General features: G+C 38.2%; 14 protein-coding genes, 1 other RNA gene and 1 pseudogene. 3 read left to right on the forward strand and 13 right to left on the reverse strand.

Annotated features, from left to right (window positions below):
* Positions 1-17: 17 nt before the first annotated feature.
* Positions 18-1,238 carry an NAD(P)-dependent oxidoreductase gene (locus FHG85_RS10155; RefSeq protein ID WP_173075512.1) on the reverse strand — a complete coding sequence of 407 codons (1,221 nt, stop codon included), beginning with the start codon at positions 1,236-1,238 and terminating at the stop codon, positions 18-20.
* A gap of 334 nt (positions 1,239-1,572) precedes the next feature.
* Between FHG85_RS10155 and nifJ the strand changes: the two genes are divergently transcribed.
* The 3 genes from nifJ to FHG85_RS10170 all read left to right on the forward strand — a co-directional run bounded on the left by nifJ (position 1,573) and on the right by FHG85_RS10170 (position 9,773).
* On the forward strand, positions 1,573-5,091 hold the full coding sequence (nifJ, locus tag FHG85_RS10160) for a pyruvate:ferredoxin (flavodoxin) oxidoreductase (RefSeq protein ID WP_173075514.1): 3,519 nt from the start codon (positions 1,573-1,575) through the stop codon (positions 5,089-5,091).
* Between the two features lie 95 nt (positions 5,092-5,186).
* The gene (locus tag FHG85_RS10165) at positions 5,187-8,171 is read left to right on the forward strand and encodes a sensor histidine kinase (RefSeq protein ID WP_173075516.1); all 2,985 of its coding nucleotides are present in this window, start codon (positions 5,187-5,189) and stop codon (positions 8,169-8,171) included.
* Positions 8,172-8,339: 168 nt separating this feature from the next.
* Positions 8,340-9,773 carry a DNA/RNA non-specific endonuclease gene (locus FHG85_RS10170; protein ID WP_173075518.1) on the forward strand — a complete coding sequence of 478 codons (1,434 nt, stop codon included), beginning with the start codon at positions 8,340-8,342 and terminating at the stop codon, positions 9,771-9,773.
* A 68-nt stretch (positions 9,774-9,841) separates the two neighbouring features.
* On the opposite strand, the gene FHG85_RS13210 is transcribed toward FHG85_RS10170, so the two are convergent.
* From FHG85_RS13210 to FHG85_RS10220, 12 genes and pseudogenes are all read right to left on the reverse strand, one after another.
* On the reverse strand, positions 9,842-10,066 hold the full coding sequence (locus tag FHG85_RS13210; protein WP_220429198.1) for a DUF559 domain-containing protein: 225 nt from the start codon (positions 10,064-10,066) through the stop codon (positions 9,842-9,844).
* Positions 9,981-10,208, reverse strand: a complete 228-nt coding sequence (locus FHG85_RS13400) for an endonuclease domain-containing protein (RefSeq protein ID WP_220429275.1) — start codon at positions 10,206-10,208, stop codon at positions 9,981-9,983. The genes FHG85_RS13210 and FHG85_RS13400 overlap by 86 nt, the downstream gene beginning before the upstream one ends.
* A gap of 154 nt (positions 10,209-10,362) precedes the next feature.
* Positions 10,363-10,941: a transposase gene (locus tag FHG85_RS10180; protein ID WP_173075520.1), complete on the reverse strand. Its 579-nt coding sequence runs from the start codon at positions 10,939-10,941 to the stop codon at positions 10,363-10,365.
* Positions 10,934-11,206: a hypothetical protein gene (locus tag FHG85_RS10185; RefSeq protein WP_173075521.1), complete on the reverse strand. Its 273-nt coding sequence runs from the start codon at positions 11,204-11,206 to the stop codon at positions 10,934-10,936. Before FHG85_RS10185 ends, FHG85_RS10180 begins: the two co-directional genes overlap by 8 nt.
* 354 nt (positions 11,207-11,560) lie before the next feature.
* Positions 11,561-12,118 (reverse strand): hypothetical protein, encoded by a 558-nt coding sequence (locus tag FHG85_RS10190; protein WP_173075523.1) that lies wholly within the window; start codon positions 12,116-12,118, stop codon positions 11,561-11,563.
* Positions 12,119-12,252: 134 nt separating this feature from the next.
* Positions 12,253-12,546, reverse strand: a complete 294-nt coding sequence (locus tag FHG85_RS10195) for a hypothetical protein (protein WP_246249203.1) — start codon at positions 12,544-12,546, stop codon at positions 12,253-12,255.
* Positions 12,547-12,549: 3 nt separating this feature from the next.
* Positions 12,550-12,666: pseudogene (locus FHG85_RS13405) on the reverse strand (UvrD-helicase domain-containing protein); the annotation flags it as partial.
* A 434-nt stretch (positions 12,667-13,100) separates the two neighbouring features.
* Positions 13,101-13,373, reverse strand: coding sequence for a UvrD-helicase domain-containing protein (locus FHG85_RS13220; protein WP_220429199.1), 273 nt, complete (start codon positions 13,371-13,373; stop codon positions 13,101-13,103).
* Positions 13,374-13,376: 3 nt separating this feature from the next.
* Positions 13,377-15,251, reverse strand: a complete 1,875-nt coding sequence (locus tag FHG85_RS10205) for an ATP-dependent nuclease (protein ID WP_173075525.1) — start codon at positions 15,249-15,251, stop codon at positions 13,377-13,379.
* 140 nt (positions 15,252-15,391) lie between these two features.
* Positions 15,392-15,748 carry an endonuclease domain-containing protein gene (locus tag FHG85_RS10210; protein ID WP_173075527.1) on the reverse strand — a complete coding sequence of 119 codons (357 nt, stop codon included), beginning with the start codon at positions 15,746-15,748 and terminating at the stop codon, positions 15,392-15,394.
* Positions 15,749-16,400: 652 nt separating this feature from the next.
* Positions 16,401-16,804, reverse strand: a transfer-messenger RNA (tmRNA) gene (ssrA, locus tag FHG85_RS10215).
* Positions 16,805-16,978: 174 nt separating this feature from the next.
* Positions 16,979-18,226, reverse strand: a complete 1,248-nt coding sequence (locus FHG85_RS10220) for an IS4 family transposase (protein ID WP_173075530.1) — start codon at positions 18,224-18,226, stop codon at positions 16,979-16,981.
* Positions 18,227-18,316: the final 90 nt, after the last annotated feature.

The raw sequence follows: 18,316 nt of genomic DNA on the forward strand, positions 1-18,316 counted from the left end.
GGTTTAATATCGTAAGTTTATTCTTTCCCATCAAGGTAATCCTGCAGGTAGGCATATCGTGGAGTTAGCTTACCATCCTTAAGAATTGTTGCTCGTTCAATGACACCATCGCAATCATCGCAAAGCAAATGGGGGAACACCTTGTCGATGAGCAACCGGCCAAAGAACTCACTAGCATCGCGTGGAAGTTCTCCTGGAAGGTTATCAACCGACATTACAGTAACATTTTGTCCACAACCAAATGGGGGTTCCTCCTTACCTGTAACGGGATTAAAATCAAAAAACGGCTCTGCAATTGTTGAAGCCTTAATGGTTGAAGGAATTGGACCAGGAATATCGCAGCTCACATCAGCAATAATGGAAATCCTAAAATCGGGCTGCTTCATATCCTCTATTGTAAAGAAATGAGGCGATCGATAATCCCAGTAATGACATGCCACAAACACATCTGCAGAATGTGCATATGGCAAAAATGCGCTCTCGTGTTCAGCGGGATTGCTCACCCAGTAATCCCATTCAAAAGGCTTGCCATCCTTACGCCGGGCATAGTGCCAGGGATCTAAACGTGCGTAAACAGGTCCATCAAAATCTTTTGACAAAAAATCATCGTGGGAAACTTCTTTTATCCCAGCCTGCTCTAGCACCTCAATAGCACCACCTGCAACTCTACCGCCACCGGTCAATACGAACTTCAAACCAGGTAGTTTAATATCCTTTAGAACACCTTTAAGCTCATTATAATCGTGCAAAGCATGCGCAGGTGGTAGCTCTCCAATCTTATTTTTTATGTAAATTGCTCTTAAGGCATTATACGCCCCAACAACGCCTGCCCAGTGCCCAAAAGCAACCAACCGAACGCCTTTTTGGTCGGTTAAATACTCGTAATCAATTATTGAGTTTTTATTAGCGGCAAAGGCTTGGATAAGATTTTGGTTGTGTGGCTGCTTTTTGGCCACATGGGCAAACTCCATGTAAGTTTTGCCAGGTAGTATGGCGTTGATTTTCGTTTCTTTTACACCAATGAGCAAATCGCAATCCGACAGATCATCCTGCAAAGGCACCCCAGCATTTTTGTACTCAGCATCTTTGTAACACCTAATTTCACTAGGTTGAACAACCACCTCAACGTTTTCAAACTTTCGCATTACCTCGGCTGCTTGATTAGGGGCTAATGGCACCCTTCTGTCGGGTGGAACTTTAGTCTCCTTTAAAATTCCAATTTTATAATGTTTAGGCATAGGTTTGGTTTTTAAGGATATCTTGATTTAACTTTTTTTAGCAAAATTTGAACTTTGCTAAACTAATAAAACGACATCACATTTAAAAATAAAATTAAACAAATCTCCATCCAAACGTATAACACTTATAAATTATAACCTTATTGGCCTTAATAATAACGAATCGTAATGTGATTATTTTCCAACCAGTGCACTATGGCAAACAAACTCAATGTGTTAGCAAACAAACAATAAGATGTAACTTGTTGTAAAGCATAGAAAAAATCATGTAATAATATTAACTTTGCATGGGCTTTAAAAAATTATTACTAACCATCATAACAATCAAACTGAAATGGGAAAAGAAAAAAAATTCATTACTTGTGATGGTAACTATGCTGCGGCTCACATAGCATATATGTTTAGTGAGGTAGCGGCTATTTACCCCATCACCCCATCGTCAACCATGGCTGAGTATGTAGACGAGTGGTCGGCATTTGGTCGTAAGAACATATTCGGCGACACCGTAAAGGTGGTTGAAATGCAGAGTGAAGCAGGAGCTGCTGGTGCAGTTCACGGTTCTTTGCAATCAGGTGCATTAACATCAACCTTCACTGCATCGCAAGGGTTGTTGCTAATGATTCCCAACATGTATAAAATTTCGGGAGAGTTACTCCCAGGTGTATTCCACGTATCAGCTCGAAGCATTGCTGCTCAAGCGCTATCAATTTTTGGTGACCATAGCGACGTGATGAGCACCCGTCAATGCGGTTTTGCCATGCTGGCAACTGGTGGAGTACAAGAAGTGATGGACCTTGCAGGTGTTGCTCACCTTGCTGCCATTAAAACAAGGGTACCATTCCTTCACTTCTTCGATGGGTTTAGAACCTCTCATGAGATTCAAAAGGTTGAGATGCTTGAAAACGAAGACCTAGCGCATCTAATTGACCAGGAAGCATTGCAGGCCTTCCGCGACAGGGCGTTAAACCCAGAACATCCTGTTACCCGCGGCACTGCACAAAACCCTGACATCTATTTCCAAGCACGTGAGGCTGCTAATAAGTTTTACGATGCAGTTCCCGATGTAGTAGAGGAATACATGCAGGAAATCACCAAGTTAACCGGACGCGAGTATCACCCATTCAACTACTACGGCGACCCTAACGCTGAAAACATCATCATTGCAATGGGTTCGGTAACCGACACCATCAAGGAAACCGTTGACTACCTAATGTCGAAAGGTGAGAAGGTTGGTGCAGTTATCGTTCACCTTTACCGTCCATTCTCTGCTAAATACTTCTTTAAAGTTCTGCCTAAATCTGTAAAACGCATTGCTGTTCTTGACAGAACCAAAGAACCTGGAGCTAATGGCGATCCTCTATACCTAGATGTTAAGGATCTTTTCTACGGAATGGAGAACGCTCCTCTTATTGTTGGTGGACGTTATGGCTTAAGTTCAAAAGACACAACGCCCGCTCAAATGATTGCCGTATTTGAAAACCTCAAATTGAAGGAGCCTAAGAACCAATTCACTGTAGGTATTGTTGACGATGTAACATTCAAATCGCTACCTGTTGGCGAGGAGATTAACCTTTCGCCTAAAGGTACATTCCAAGCCAAATTCTACGGATTAGGTTCTGATGGTACAGTAGGAGCAAACAAGAACTCAATCAAAATTATTGGTAACAATACCGATAAATACTGCCAAGCATACTTTGCCTACGACTCTAAAAAGTCAGGTGGTATCACAATATCGCACCTACGTTTTGGCGATGAGCCTATTCGCTCACCTTATCTTGTAAATACCCCTGATTTTGTAGCTTGCCATGTACAAGCATACCTTGGCAAATATGATATGCTAAAGGGATTGCAAAAAGGCGGAACATTCCTATTAAATACTATTTGGAGCCCAGAAGAGGTAAAAGAAAAACTTCCAAATTCTGTAAAACGCTATCTGGCTCAAAATAACATCAACTTCTACATTATAAACGCTACACAAATTGCTGAGGAGATTGGCTTGGGCAACCGCACCAATACCATCATGCAAAGTGCATTCTTCAAAATTGCTAACGTAATCCCTTACGATTTAGCAGTTAAGGAGATGAAAAAGGCCATTGAAAAATCGTATGGTCGTAAAGGAGAAGAGATTCTCCGTATGAACTATGAGGCTGTTGATCGTGGTGGTGATGTAATTAAAGTTGATGTTCCCTCAGATTGGGCTAACCTTGAACCTGAAAAACAGAGCGAGATTCCTGGGGCTCCTGAGTTCATCAACAAGGTTGTTGTGCCTATCAACCTACAAAAAGGCGACGACCTACCAGTTAGCGCTTTTATTGATAGAGAAGATGGTACATTCCCTGCTGGAACAACTAAATACGAGAAGCGTGGTATTGCTGTAAATGTACCTGAATGGATACCAGAAAACTGTATCCAGTGTAATCAGTGTTCATATGTATGTCCTCACGCTGCTATTCGTCCTTTCCTTTTAACCGACGAAGAGCTTAAGAATGCACCAGAGGGGACAAAGACTGTTCGCGGCAATGGTGGCACAAAAGAATACAACTTCCGCATTCAGGTAAGCGCACTCGATTGTACAGGTTGCGGAAACTGTGCTGATGTTTGCCCTGCTAAGACTAAGGCTCTTGAGATGAAGCCAATTGAAACACAGATGGCTGAAGCTGAACGCTGGGAGTACATGCACGAGAAGGTTGGTTACAAGGATGTTCTTGGCAAAGAGAAATCGGTTAAGAACAGCCAGTTTGCTCAACCATTATTCGAGTTTAGTGGTGCATGTGCAGGTTGTGGCGAAACCCCATACATCAAAGCCATCACCCAGCTATATGGCGACAGAATGATTGTTGCTAACGCTACAGGTTGTTCATCAATCTATGGTGGTTCTGCACCTTCAACCCCTTACTGTGCAAACAAGGAAGGCAAAGGTGTTGCTTGGGCAAACTCTCTATTTGAAGATAATGCTGAATATGGTTTTGGTATTGCCACCGGTGTTGAAAAACTCCGCGACCGCATTGCGCTAAGGCTAAAAGACGCTCTTAATGGCAACTTTACAGCAGAAACCAAACAAGCCATGCAGGAATGGCTTGATGGCAAGGACAATGCTGAACAGTCTAAGGTAGCATCTGAAAAACTTGTTGCTGCTCTTGAGATAGAAAACAACGACTTTGCCAATGAGATCCTAGCACTTAAAGATTACCTAGTTAAGAAATCGGTATGGATCCTTGGTGGTGATGGTTGGGCATACGACATAGGATACGGTGGTCTCGATCATGTATTAGCCTCAGGTGCTGATGTAAATGTACTTGTTCTTGACACAGAGGTTTACTCAAATACTGGTGGACAAGCATCAAAAGCTACACCTGTTGCTGCAGTTGCTAAGTTTGCTGCCGCTGGTAAACGCATCCGTAAGAAAGACCTTGGCATGATGGCCATGTCGTATGGTTACGTTTACGTGGCACAGGTTGCAATGGGCGCAAACCACAACCAGTACTTCAAGGCAATAAAAGAAGCAGAGGCATATCCTGGACCTTCAATCATCATTGCCTATGCTCCATGTATTAACCATGGAATTAGGAAGGGTATGGGATCGACTCAAAAAGAGGAGAAATTTGCAGTTGAATCTGGTTACTGGCAACTTTACCGCTACAACCCTCTACTTGAGGCAGAAGGTAAGAATCCATTCCAACTAGATTCAAAGGAACCCGATTGGAGCCAATTCCAGAACTTCCTAAACAGTGAGGTTCGCTATACTTCACTCAAGTTATCGTTCCCTCAAGAGGCTGAAGAGCTCTTTAAAGCCGCTGAGGAGAATGCAAAATGGCGTTACAACACCTACAAAAGGTTAGCCGGACTAGAATAATGTGAACTCATATTGTTTCAAAAAAGCCGCTCAGTTGAGCGGCTTTTTTTTGTTTTAGCGATTGCTTTATTCAAATTTTAATTAACTTAGCATTGATGACTAGCAAAAGAAAAAAACTTACTCATCTATCTAAATTATTTTGCTTAAGAGCGATATTGCTCTTGGTATTTATTTGCTTCGTTGTTCAAGGCTATTCTCAGTTCGACCCAGTTTACAAAAGATTTACCGTTAATGACGGTTTAGCAGGCAATGAAACCTACCACATCTTTCAGGATTCAAAAGGATATATCTGGATTGCCACAAATAATGGGGTAAGTTTATTTGACGGATACAACTTTAAAAATTTTGATGTACAAACAGGCTTAGTCGATAATATTGTATTTGAGATTTACGAAGATTACAAAGGTCGTATCTGGTTTGTCCCTTTCTCGTGCGAGTTGTGCTACTATGAAAATGGGAAAATACACGTTTACCCGTTTAACTACAAAATTAGGCAACACATGCCTACCAAATCGAGGGGCCCTTTAAAACTTTCATTTTATGTTGACACCCTTGACAATGTTTACCTTGGAGTAAAGAATTATGGCATAATGCATATTAACCCAGAAGGAATTTTCAAAAAGCTCAACGTAGATGAAGATACAAAGATTATATTTAACGAAATATCTAGCAATAAGATTTTAATTACAACCAATGAAAAAACAAATAGCAAGGATTTATTAATTCATTCCAACAAACAAAATGTAAAAATTTCTTTAGAAAACATCATCAAAATAAATACACCAATATACACTTACGCCATAAAAGATACTGATTCAACAATTTACGCATCATTCGAAGGTACACTTGTTTATTTTGAGAACAATCGCCCCAAATGGATTGATAAATCAACATCAAACATCATTTGGCTGAGCAAGGATGACGAATATCTATTTGTTAGCGATTTTAATGGAGGAATAAAATTCTCCCCCATTTCAAATAAAAATTCCTTTCGACCGAAAAAGATCTTAAAAAACTTTCAAATAACCTCAGTTATTAAAGATACAGAGGGAGCTTATTGGTTATCGACTTTAAATAACGGAATAATTTACATCCCCGATATACATATTCAAACCATCACCAAAGAAAATGGGATAAGCGACATAAGGGTTAAAGCTGTTTATGAGAAGGGCGAAAATATTTATTTAGGCTACCAGATGGGATGGGTTGATGTTATCAGAAATGGAAAAATAAGCAAAATAAACCTACTGAAAAACTCAGGTAACGCATCATTCGTTCGTTCATTTTTAGGCGATGAAAAAAACGATAAGCTTTGGATATGTTCTTTTGGGCATCTGGGTTACTTACAGAACGACAAATTCCACGTTATAAAAGACAAAAACACCATTTACCCCAGAAAGATCATCAAAAGCAGAATTGGGAACTATTACTGGGTGGCAACGGCTAACGGAATTATCAAGGTTGAGAATGATAAAGTGGTTTATGATTCTAGAAACGACGGTTTTTCTGCCATGGCACTCGCAATAGAAGAAGATGACCAAGGGGACATTTGGTTCCTCACCTACAATGGTTTATGGAAATACGCCAACAAGTTGTATCAGTTTATGGGTGATATTGACCCGCTTCTTGCATACTCAGGCAGTTCGGTACTATATAACCCATATAATGAAACACTCTGGATAGGTACTAATGGTGCAGGTATAGTAATACTCGAAAAGAATGGAAAAACAAGCCAAATTTCTAAAAACGAAGGACTAATATCTAACTCTATAACACAAATAGAATTTAGAAATGGAAGATATTGGGTAGGAACTAGACAGGGCCTCTCAGTTATTACATCACATAAGGAAGGATTCAAAATACAGAACATAACTAAGTCCGACGGTATTATTAGCAATGACATATCTGCCCTGTACATAACGGACTCTTTAGCCTACATAGGCACCTCGGAAGGTCTATCTATTATCGATATTAATAAATTTAGCCCCAACACAACCCCCCCAAAGGTATACATCACTTCAATAGAAACGCCCGATAGCGCAAGCAATTTTGTTCCTGATACGCTTCCCCTAAAATATGACACTAAATATGCGCTTATTTCTTTCAACGGTATTGCATATAAAAACATGGGCCGAATCCCTTACCGATACCGTCTGCTAGGCCTGGATAGCAACTGGGTCTATACCTCATCAACCCAATGCTTGTACAGTGTCTTAAAACCAGGCAAGCTAAAATTTGAGGTTCAGGCACAGAACTCAAATGGGATTTGGGGCCCCACTAGCTCCATGCTAATTATTGTAAACTCCCCAATCTGGCAAAAAATTTGGTTTATTGCACTTTTCGCCATCATATTCAGCCTATTACTATACCTGGTTTACTACTACAGAATGTCGGAGCTTAAAAAGAGGAACGCCCTTTTAAATAACATCAACCTTTACAAACAGCAATCGTTAAGACAACAAATGAACCCGCATTTCATTTTCAATACACTGAACTCAATCCAATACTACATTCTAGAAAAAGATACCATAAGCTCGCATAAATACCTGACCAAATTTGCAAGGCTAATGAGGTTCACACTTGACAACTCATTACATTCAGCAATCCCCCTTCGTGATGAGCTAGACACATTAAAACTTTACCTAGAACTTGAAGCCCTTAGGCTTCAAGGTAAATTTACCTACACGATTGATTACGACAATAACGAATCGATACTTGAAGTGAAAATACCAACCCTAATGATACAACCCTTTGTAGAAAATGCCATTTGGCATGGCATTATGCTAAAACCTGATAAATCGGGACATGTACAAATAAACATTAGGGATATTGGAGATTCAGTGCTTTGCACAATTGAAGACGACGGAGTGGGCAGGGAATACGCTAAAAAGATACGAGAGGAGTCCAACAAAAACCATAAATCACGAGGCTTCCAAATAACCCAACAACGAATCGACCTACTCAACTCCATGTATGGCCAAAAATTTAACATTCGAATTGTCGATCTATACGACAAAAACGGGAAACCAACCGGAACCAAAGTCAGCCTCAACATTCCAAAGAACTTGGAGAACACATAGACTAAACTTCTTTCAGGCCCAAATAACAAAGGCTTTGTTTATTCTAATTTTCTATAGATCGCTCCATTTTTGTATTCTTTTTCTTTTTAGCACACCTAAACATAGCCAATTCAAACAGTGGCTATATTATTTATAACTTTGCGGTTCTCAATTAATGAATTTTTAACTATGATTCGTAAAGTATTTCTCCTACTCTTAATTAGCCAGAGTATCATTTTATCTTTGTCATGTACAAATCAAGCTAATACGCCTAAGGTTGAAACAAAAGAGATTACGAATATCAGTAGCGCTTCTGCAATAGGATTAATAAGCATTTTAGATGATGGTGGCTCAAAAATTAATAGCGCGGGTGTTTGTTGGAATCTTACTGGCAACCCCTCTACCTCCGATTACAGGACTGTAAACCAAGCAACAGTTGGCGATTTAAAAGTTGACATTTCTGGTTTAAAACCAGGCACAAAATACTTTGTTAGGGCCTATGCCACCAATCAGGTGGGAACGGCTTATGGGAATACTATCGAGTTTACAACCAAACAGGAGCTACCAAAACTTTCGGACATTAACTTCATTCTTGTAGATAAGACCGAGGCCCAATGTTCTGCCTCTATTATTAGCGATGGTGAGCAAGAGATCGTATCTAAAGGTTTTTGCTGGAGTAAAAACCAAGAACCAACGATTAACGACAACAAGGTTGAAAGTAACGCATCAAGTTCAACATTCACCTGCAGCATTGAGGGGTTAGAACCAGGCACACAATACTACATCAGAGCTTTCGCTACCAGCAGTTCAGGAACAGCTTATAGCCAGGAACGAACTTTTACCACAAGCGATGCTGGTCCTTCGTTAGTAGACAACGACCACCTCCTCCTTGGAAATCCAAGTAACGCTACTGCAAACATTGTTGATGCCAACAACTACCTAATGGTAAAAAGCCAATATGTGCTTTCATACAATAACTCAAAGCAAACAGCCAACTGGGTTGCTTGGCACCTGAACACATCGTGGATGGGAAGTGTACCCAGACAGAATGACTTTAGAGCCGACGAAACCCTACCAGCCGAGTGGTACCACGTAACCGAGTCAGACTTTTACTACTCGCAGTACGGCTTCGACCGTGGCCACATGTGTCCCAGTGCCGACCGGACCATAACCATTGAGGACAACTCGGCAACATTCTATATGACCAACATGGTGCCCCAATCACCAAATAACAACCAGAAGGTTTGGGCCGACCTGGAGAACTACTGTCGCGATTTGGCAGAATCAGGCTCTGAACTTTATATCTTTAGCGGCCCTTGGGGCGAGGGTGGTACTAGCAGCAAGGGAACATTCACGGTACTTAAATCAGGGGTGGTTGTACCTGAGCTGGTTTGGAAGATTGCCCTTGTTATCCCCGACGGGAATAATGACCTTTACCGAATTTCGGAATCCACTCGGGTTATTGCTGTAGTAATACCCAACAATCAGGAGTGCTCACAAAAGCCTTGGACATCTTACAGGGTAAACGTTGACTCAATAGAGAACCTAACCGGTTACGATTTTTTCACCAACATCCCCACAGAAATACAGGATGCCATTGAGGCTAAGGTTGATAATCTTTAAACTTTGCTCCCCTGCACAAATAAATTCGTAAATATCAAGCAGAGTTTATTTTAACCAGAAATAACGCATTATGATTGACACCTCACCCCCCGGCCCCTCTCCAACACCTGTTCAATGTCATTCAACTCCTCGTTTTTTAATCTCAACACATTAATCCCCATTTCTCCCATTATTCTGTCTCTCTGTGCATCATATTCTTTTTGATAATCATGAAAAGTACCATCTAATTCGATCACAAGTTTTTTTTTCAGGACAGTAGAAATCTGCAATAAAAAACAAATATCTTCCCTCATACCCATATATAATCGGACGCTGTCTATAAAACTTTAGACCTGCTAATTTTCTATTTCGTAGGAAACCCCAAAGTTTTTCTTCCTGAGGCGTTTGGTTCTTTCTGAGTTCTCGAGCTTGTTGAATAATATCCTTCTTTTTAATGACGTTTGGTTTTTATCACCTCACCCCGTCCTATCGGACACCCCTCTCCTTTATAAGGAGAGGGGCCGGGGGTGAGGTTCTCTTTCAATATCCTCTCCACCAACTCCTCTATGCGCCTTACCTGCGGCTCGTTGGTTGGGGCAAACGGTGATTGTTATTTCATAAAATTCTCATCATCCCGCCATTTCAATGGATTGTTGATGATGTATTGTCGGATGGCGTTTAATTCATCATCATTTCGTACGATGTGTTCATAATAATTGCGTTGCCAAACATGATACACATCCGTATCCTGACGAAACCATTTTGTAACACCAATTTTAAAACCACGAACGATGGAACCAATGGAACGGGACGGTGATTGAAATAATTCCGACGTTTGTTGGGGCAAATGTAGGGGCGAATGATTTTGTTGTTGTTGGGGCGAACATTGTAGGGGCGAATGATTATTCGCCCCTACAATGTTAATGACGATGATTCCGTGAATATGATTGGGCATTATTACAAATTCATCCAATGTTGTATTGGGAAAATGTTTTGGTATTTCTAACCAACAATTTTGTGCCACCATCCCCGCATCATTCAACACCATATTACCATCTACCACATTGCCAAACAAACACGTCCGATTTTGCGTGCAAATGGTGATAAAATACGCCCCCGCCTGCGAATAATCATATCCCCGCAAACGAATGGAATGCCGATGGTGGATATTGGGTTTGTATTTATTCATTTTTATTCATTGTTGTTTGGGGCAAATTATCATTTGCCCCTACGATTATTTTTATTTCTTCTTCATTTAATCCATACAGCGAATATACCAAATTATCTATCTCCCGCTCCCACTTACTCGTATCCGCCTGCGGGTTGGATGCTGAGCTTGCCGAAGCATTTGCCGCCAGTATCTTATCCACCAGCTCCTCGATGCGTTTGACCTGCGGCTCGTTGGTGGGGGTTATTTTTTTAATACAGATACTTTTACCCCTTCTTTTTGTCAATATATCTTATTGTTTTACAAAGACATATATTTTTCTTTTTTCTCTGGTCAATAAATTTTAATGTTTTTTACCCCTTATTTTGGTCAATAAAATATTTACGAAATTTCTTTCCTCCCGATGTTTTTATCTTTCCCTCTTTTACCAACGCGTAAATACATCTTCAGTAACGATAATTAATTGATATTGATTAAGTAATAATTTTATAAAATGTAATTTCGGTTGATTTTTATAAAATTATAGTTCAACTTTCAGTTAAATCAATCAATTCAAAATAATCAGAGTTAAATGGATTTACATTAATATTGTTATCTTTATATAAAGCCAAACATAATAAATGTGTTGGACGAGAAAAAGCTACATGAGTATTTTTAAGGCATATATTTTTCTTTCAGAAATATCATTATTATTCTTTCCATTTAATTCGTTTAAAAAATATTCAATACTATTTTTATAATATTTTGTATCCAAGTATAATGTGGCAGTATGTGTTTCTCCCTTTACAGCATGCACAGTATCAATTTGTATTTTTATATCTATTCCATTTATTTGAACTGAATAATAATTTCCATTTTTAATTTGTTGCTCAGTATATTCGTTGAGATTATTTTCAGTTAGATAGTTTTTACTACTATTGTTAATTTGAAACTTTAAATCATTAGTTAAAAAAGAAACCAAATCTTTAGAAAACTTATCAAAGTTATCATTGATTGTTTTAGTATAAGTTTTGTAAATCAACTTGTTGAGTTTAATTAGCAGTTCATTATTGATTGATTTAATATGATTAATAAAAGAATTTTCTGAAAATCTTTTATTATTATCTTTTATATCAGAAAGATATAATGCTTCAACAATACAACTATAGAATCTGTCCGCAAAAACTTTTAAACTTTCTTTTTTTGATAAATTTATCATTGTATATAAATTAGGAAAATATTGTTTTTTGCGGGTGCTGCTTCTTTTAAAGTAATCGGGGTAATAGGATTGAATTGACAACCTATTTTCTTTTGGTTTTCCAACCCAACCAATGGTCTTAATTGGATTGCCCGTTATTTGTGAAATTTCATATATAGATTTTTCTTCATTATTGAAAAGTGATTTTTACTTATAGTAAGTTCAGCATATTTTTGTAATACATTAGATTTCGTATGTTCGTCAAATAATATAATGACAGGTTTTAAATTAACATTGGATTGCCCACTTAAAACTTTGTATTTATTAACTGCAACATTTTTAATTATGTCTGCTATAGGTTGAGACACTCTTTTTGAATCTGTTAATTTTAATAATCCATATTTTCTATCATCAGGGTTCCAAGCAGATTCTTCTTCATTATAATTCATTATTGCCTGGTTGCTATCGCCAATCCATTGAATAATAACATTATCATTAAAACATTTTTCGATAATTTCTTTCTGGATACTTGATGTATCCTGTGCTTCATCAATAAAAACATATTTAAAGCGAGAGGAAAAGAATTTTTAACTCAGTAAAATTATTAAGATAAGTTTTAGTAAAGAATAAGCATCATTGTATCTTAAATAACCACTTTCAAAAATCTCATTATAATGATCTTTAATTGTTTTATAGGTATTACTATTTTCATTCTTTATACCAAAATTTAATTTAATATCATTCTTATTTAATGAATTAAATTCAACTTTAATATTAGCTACAAATTCAGGGAGTATCATAGTTGCCTTTATTGTTTTTTAGCCAATAGTTATTATCATAAGAGTTCCTTTTTGAATATATTCTATTTTTAAAAAAATCATCATCAATATACTTTAATCTGTAGCCATATATTTTTAAATACGCCGGTATTGCCAAAAACCTATCCACAAAGGATTGAATTGTTCCAAAGAAATTAGGGTGTGTAAAAAGTTTGTCTGCTTTATTACCTAATTGTTTTTATTATATCTATGGCAACATTGGTATGAGTTAATACACAAATTCCTCTGTTATTTTCAAAAGGCATTTTTTCTGAAAGCAGGTATATTTTTGCTAACAATGCGGTTGTCTTACCACTACCCGGACAGGCCTGTAAATGGATGCTTTTATCAATACATTTAATAAAGTTATATCGTTCATTATTAGGGTCTTCAAATGATTCACCATTTGGAAAAAATATTTTTTCAACTCTTTTTATGTCATCATCTGTAATTTGCATAACCTATTCCGTTACATGCTTTATAGCATCAATAATGTATTTAATACCTTGAATACCTTGGTTTTTGTTGTAATCATCTTCTATTAAACTTTTGACATTTTCTTTATCATCCAATATTAGTTTTGCAAACCATTGAGCGGTTATTGATTTGGATGCTTGGTTATTATTTAATGGCTTATAAATATTATATGCCCGTTTATAAATATCAGCTTCATTAAACATTGAGTCATCAGAGTCGCTTAAAATGTTTCTTAACTCGTCATTGTCTATCCAATTATCTCTTGTGCATTTTCTTGCTATTTGAATTGCTTTATGCATATAGATATAAAGATTTCCAAGCGCAATGTCAAATTCTAATGTTTTATATGGTGATGTGAAAACTTTAATATTTCCATCTTGTGAGTTAAACTTGTCTTCAATTTTTTTTCGTTCTTGATTAATATCTTGTCCACTCTTTAAATTTCCATTCTCATCAATTTTCATATCCAAATCAGTTATGATGGCTACTTTTATAGGCAAAGAAGAACCATTTTTTTGTTTAAAAATATTAGCATATCGCAGTAATGCTTTGCTTCCAACATTTACGATAGATACACCATATTTATGTAATGGGCGATAAATTATTTCTGCGATAGTTGGAATAATTAAATTTTCGGCATCTCCTTCAACAATAATTACCCCCTTAGCAAAAAATAAGTTTGCTTTAGTAGCATCTAAAAATCGTTCCAAAAATTGATAATCACTTTCATTTAAGGCAGTTGAATCTTTATCTAATGAAAAAACCTTTCCATCAAAACATAATTTTATATATTCAAGTGGAATACTTGAACCGAGCAAAGTACTATGAGTAGTAAATATATACTGAATATTTTCATCTTTTTTATTTAATAGCGATTTTAGAACCCTCAATTGTGCTTGCGGGTGTAAATGTGCCTCAAGTTCCTCCACTAATACAAGCCTCAAGCCATAATTATTTTCTCTGCTAAGATGAATTAATTCTGCAGCCATATAAAGTAAATTCAACGTTCCGAGGCCGGCCTTGTTTTCTTCTAATACAAGTTCAAGTTTGCGTAATATGGATTGTAATTCAGCAGGAATTATTTTTATTTGAGGTTCTCTATTATCTTTATTTTCTAAAAATTCCTTGGTTTGGCTGTTGAAAATGTCTTTAATTTTTTTGCCTCCAACTTCACCACCTTTAATTTCCAATTCAGCATTTGGTTCAAGTTGGTCTTTTTCAAAAAAATTCAATACAAGATTATTTGCATACCCAAAATATTTCTCTAATGGATGTTTTTCATTGTCTTTTTTTACGAAAATACTATGACTTTTTAATATTTGGTATAATCTTGAACGATAACCAGGTGATAATTCCATCTCTGCATCGCGCAATGGTTTAAGATATGTAACCCGTAATAAATCCCTTATATTCCCTTCCAAATACTGTCCTTCTTCATCTATACCGGCTCTAAGGTTTGTAATAATTCGATTTTCTTTATTTGTTGCTGTAAAACTTACTGTTAATTCTGCTTCATTTTTATCATTAAAATGAAGGTATTCTAAAAATTGAGCCGCTTCATTCACTGAAAATCCAGAAAAAGTTATTTCAATTTTAAATTCTTTGGCTCTTTCTTTGGTAGTTGGATTTTGATAAAAATCTTCATCATCTAATCTTATGGAGTCATAAGTTTGAGTACCTAAGCAATATCTTATAGCATCAATAATTGTTGTTTTTCCTGAATCATTAGCGCCTATTAACAAGTTTAGTTTAGAATTAAAATCTAAATTTAATCCAGCTGCTCCATTTGGATTTTCTCCAATGCTACGAAAATTCCAGATTTTTATATTTTTAAAATACATACTATTCCCCTCCTTCAATTATTTTTATTTCTTCATCATTTAATTCATACAGCGAATATACCCAATTATCTATTTCCCTTTCCCACTTGCTCGTATCCACCTTACCCCGTCCTTGCGGACACCCCTCTCCTTGCAAAGGAGAGGGGCCGGGGGAGAGGTTAAATAATTTTTTTGATCTTTTGCAATACATGTTCGATGTTTTTCAACTCATCATTTCTAATTCGTAAAACTTTTAATCCATGTGATTGAATAATCAAATCTCGCTGTTGGTCATATTCTCTCGTAAAATTATGTATTTCACCATCTAATTCTATAACCAACGATTTTTCAGCGCAATAAAAATCGGCTATAAAAAACAAGTATTTACCTTGATAACCGTAAATAATTGGTCTTTGGCGGTAAAATTTTAAGCCCTCAAATTTTTTATTTCGAAGAACTTCCCACAACTTCATCTCACTGGGAGTTGAGTTTCTTCGTAGTTGTCGAGCTAATATAGTTATATCTGATTTTTTCATTTATCCTGTTTTACCACCTCACCCCGTCCTTTCGGACACCCCTCTCCTTTTGTAGGAGAGGGGCCGGGGGTGAGGTTTTATCCCTCAATTATTCTTATCTCCTCCTCCGTTAAATCATACAACTGGTATACTAACCTGTCTATTTCCCTTTCGCACTCGCTTGTAACCACCTCACCCCGCCCTTGCGGGCACCCCTCTCCTTGCAAAGGAGAGGTGAAGTAGGTGAGGTTTTATCCTTCAAGTATCCCTTTTCTTCCTCAGTTAAGTTATACATTTGACAAGCAATCTCATCTGTCACTTTCTCAATTATTTCTCCGTGTATCTCTGAGTTTCTCTGTGGTGAGTATTTTTTCACCACAGAGAGCACGGAGGGGCACAGAGACTTTATTTTTCACCTTCCACTATCCTCACCTCTTCCGACATTTCATACAACGAATATAATTAATTACCCATTTCCTGCTGCTTGGCTTATCCTATTTTATCTACCTGTACTTAACTGTCCGTACATTAGCTCTGTTGTGTTTCTATAGCTTTTCCAAATGAAATCGGAGCAATAACTTTGAGTTTTAATGGATTTATTGTAATTACTAAAAAAGAAAAACCGACCTAAAACCAGCGCGTTAGATCGGTTTGAAAAATTTTGGATTAAATGTTGTGGAGCTGGAGGGAATCGAACCCTCGTCCAAACAAGGAACCAGCCTGCTTTCTACATGCTTAGCCTTTCTTGGATTGTCGGGATTGGCCAGGTGAAAGGCAACCGAACCAATCCTTAACCTTTAGCTGTTTCATCGGGGTTTAAAGGTGTCGCCCCGACTATCCCTGTTAGGATGGTGCCCCGTATGCCAGAAAAAACAGGGAGGAATTCCTGGCGGGACATCTCGTCCCCGCGCATCCTTGGCGCAGGGATTAAGCCTTTAGTTCCTTGAACTATTAGGCAGCGAGAGCGAAGTTATTTTCGCCGTTTATTGGTTTGTGCCTGGGATTTACGAGCCAGAATCACGACGCTCGGCATGCTTACAAGCCCATTCTACTTGCTGTCAAAACCACGTCAGCCCCCCTGGCTGATTGAAGTGCAAATATAACACTTATATTTTAACGAAAATATGTCTACATAGGTTTCTTTTATACCAATTCACTACTATCCGACTAAAATACAATTTTAACATTTAATCATTGTAAATGTCTGATAATCAGTTATTGTGTTTTTAATTTTAAAAAGCCACCCCTAATCTAAAAAGCTATTTTAAGCTGTAATTCGGAGGATGGTGACCCTCTTTTCTTTAGGTACTCCCGCTTAGTGCTTCGAAGCAGGTCAAATACATCCAGCAAGCTTATCAGGTGTATTCGGATTAATGAAGCCACCACGGAGAATGCCTTTTTTGTTTGGGCCATCTTCTGGATTACAGTCATCAACAGCTGAGCGATGAGGGTGCACCAAACCTGGGTGCGGATAGCATTCTCGCTCTCGCCATAGAAATAGTGCAGCTGAAAGTTCTGCTTCATCTTTTTGAATAGAGTCTCGATTCCCCAGCGCTTTTTGTACAGAAAGGCTATTTCTTCGGCTGTGCTTTCCATGCTATTGGATAGGAACTCATAGTAACGGTTCTTCTCATCCTGGTAGCACACCTTTTTCAGCTGGAGCTTTGCCTTTACCCGGGTTTGCCTTTTACCATTCTCGTCCTCAGGAAAGTACTCCAGCTCAATGATTTCTTCCTTCAGAACCATGGCCTTGCCCTTGACCCTGCCCTGCTCCCGAAGGGTTTCAACCACCGTGTATACCGCATTCTTCTTTAGCCTGGTTACAAAGTACACCGAGTTGCTGGTCCAAACAGCAAACTGGTGGTAGTAGTTGTACGCCTTGTCAAAAACCACCATGCTGTGCGAAATGAGGTTCAGCTCCTTCAGGAAGTTCCTGTCGTGAACCTTGGCCTCGGTAATCTTGATAAACCGTCCAACCGACTGAACCGCATCGATAAGCATGTGCACCTTGAGCCCGCCTTTCTTCTTCCCATCATTCTTGGGGTTGCGGCCTACACCCTTGAGGATATCGCTGAATAGCCGAATCGTCGTTGAATCTATCAGCAGCACCTCCTTGAACGTAAGACCCAGGGTTCGGCTGTCCGATAAAAAACTTTGATAATGACGTACCAAGCTAAAATATACATCTTCAAAGAACTTGCTGTCGCGGTTGCGCATCCCGTCGCAGGCTGTACTTTTGGCTGGGGCTTTTGCAAACCCCAGATGGTTAAGCTTGCCGCCCATGGCCCTTAGCCCCTCACATATTTCGGTCATGGAGTCACAACGGCTGAATATGCCGAAAAGAACCGTTACAAGTTGCGTTTTCGCCTTGAATGCCTTGTAGTAGTAGTCGGCACTGTGCTTATCTACCAAGCTTTTGATACTTATTGCATCCAAAAGGCCGATAACTTGTTTGAAAATCGGCTGTCCGACAAATTTAATTTCCTTATTTTTGTCCATGTTGTGGTTTTTTAGCAAAAACAAACTTACAACATGGGGGTGAAACCTTGGGGGAGTAACCCCCTATTTATTTTTTAGTCGTTCAGTAGT

It is taken from the genome of Tenuifilum thalassicum (assembly GCF_013265555.1).
GTDB classification, from domain to species: Bacteria; Bacteroidota; Bacteroidia; order Bacteroidales; family Tenuifilaceae; genus Tenuifilum; species Tenuifilum thalassicum.

Bases quoted from the DNA above. Each gene is read 5' to 3' on its own strand.
- FHG85_RS10195 (WP_246249203.1), bottom strand. From the start codon at position 12,546: ATGAATTATAATGAAGAAGAATCTGCTTGGAACCCTGATGATAGAAAA.
- FHG85_RS10165 (WP_173075516.1), top strand. From the start codon at position 5,187: ATGACTAGCAAAAGAAAAAAACTTACTCATCTATCTAAATTATTTTGC.
- FHG85_RS10190 (WP_173075523.1), bottom strand. From the start codon at position 12,118: ATGATAAATTTATCAAAAAAAGAAAGTTTAAAAGTTTTTGCGGACAGA.
- nifJ (WP_173075514.1), top strand. From the start codon at position 1,573: ATGGGAAAAGAAAAAAAATTCATTACTTGTGATGGTAACTATGCTGCG.
- FHG85_RS10210 (WP_173075527.1), bottom strand. From the start codon at position 15,748: ATGAAAAAATCAGATATAACTATATTAGCTCGACAACTACGAAGAAAC.
- FHG85_RS10220 (WP_173075530.1), bottom strand. From the start codon at position 18,226: ATGGACAAAAATAAGGAAATTAAATTTGTCGGACAGCCGATTTTCAAA.
- FHG85_RS13210 (WP_220429198.1), bottom strand. From the start codon at position 10,066: ATGAGGGAAGATATTTGTTTTTTATTGCAGATTTCTACTGTCCTGAAA.
- FHG85_RS10170 (WP_173075518.1), top strand. From the start codon at position 8,340: ATGATTCGTAAAGTATTTCTCCTACTCTTAATTAGCCAGAGTATCATT.
- FHG85_RS10155 (WP_173075512.1), bottom strand. From the start codon at position 1,238: ATGCCTAAACATTATAAAATTGGAATTTTAAAGGAGACTAAAGTTCCA.
- FHG85_RS13220 (WP_220429199.1), bottom strand. From the start codon at position 13,373: ATGCAAATTACAGATGATGACATAAAAAGAGTTGAAAAAATATTTTTT.
- FHG85_RS10180 (WP_173075520.1), bottom strand. From the start codon at position 10,941: ATGAATAAATACAAACCCAATATCCACCATCGGCATTCCATTCGTTTG.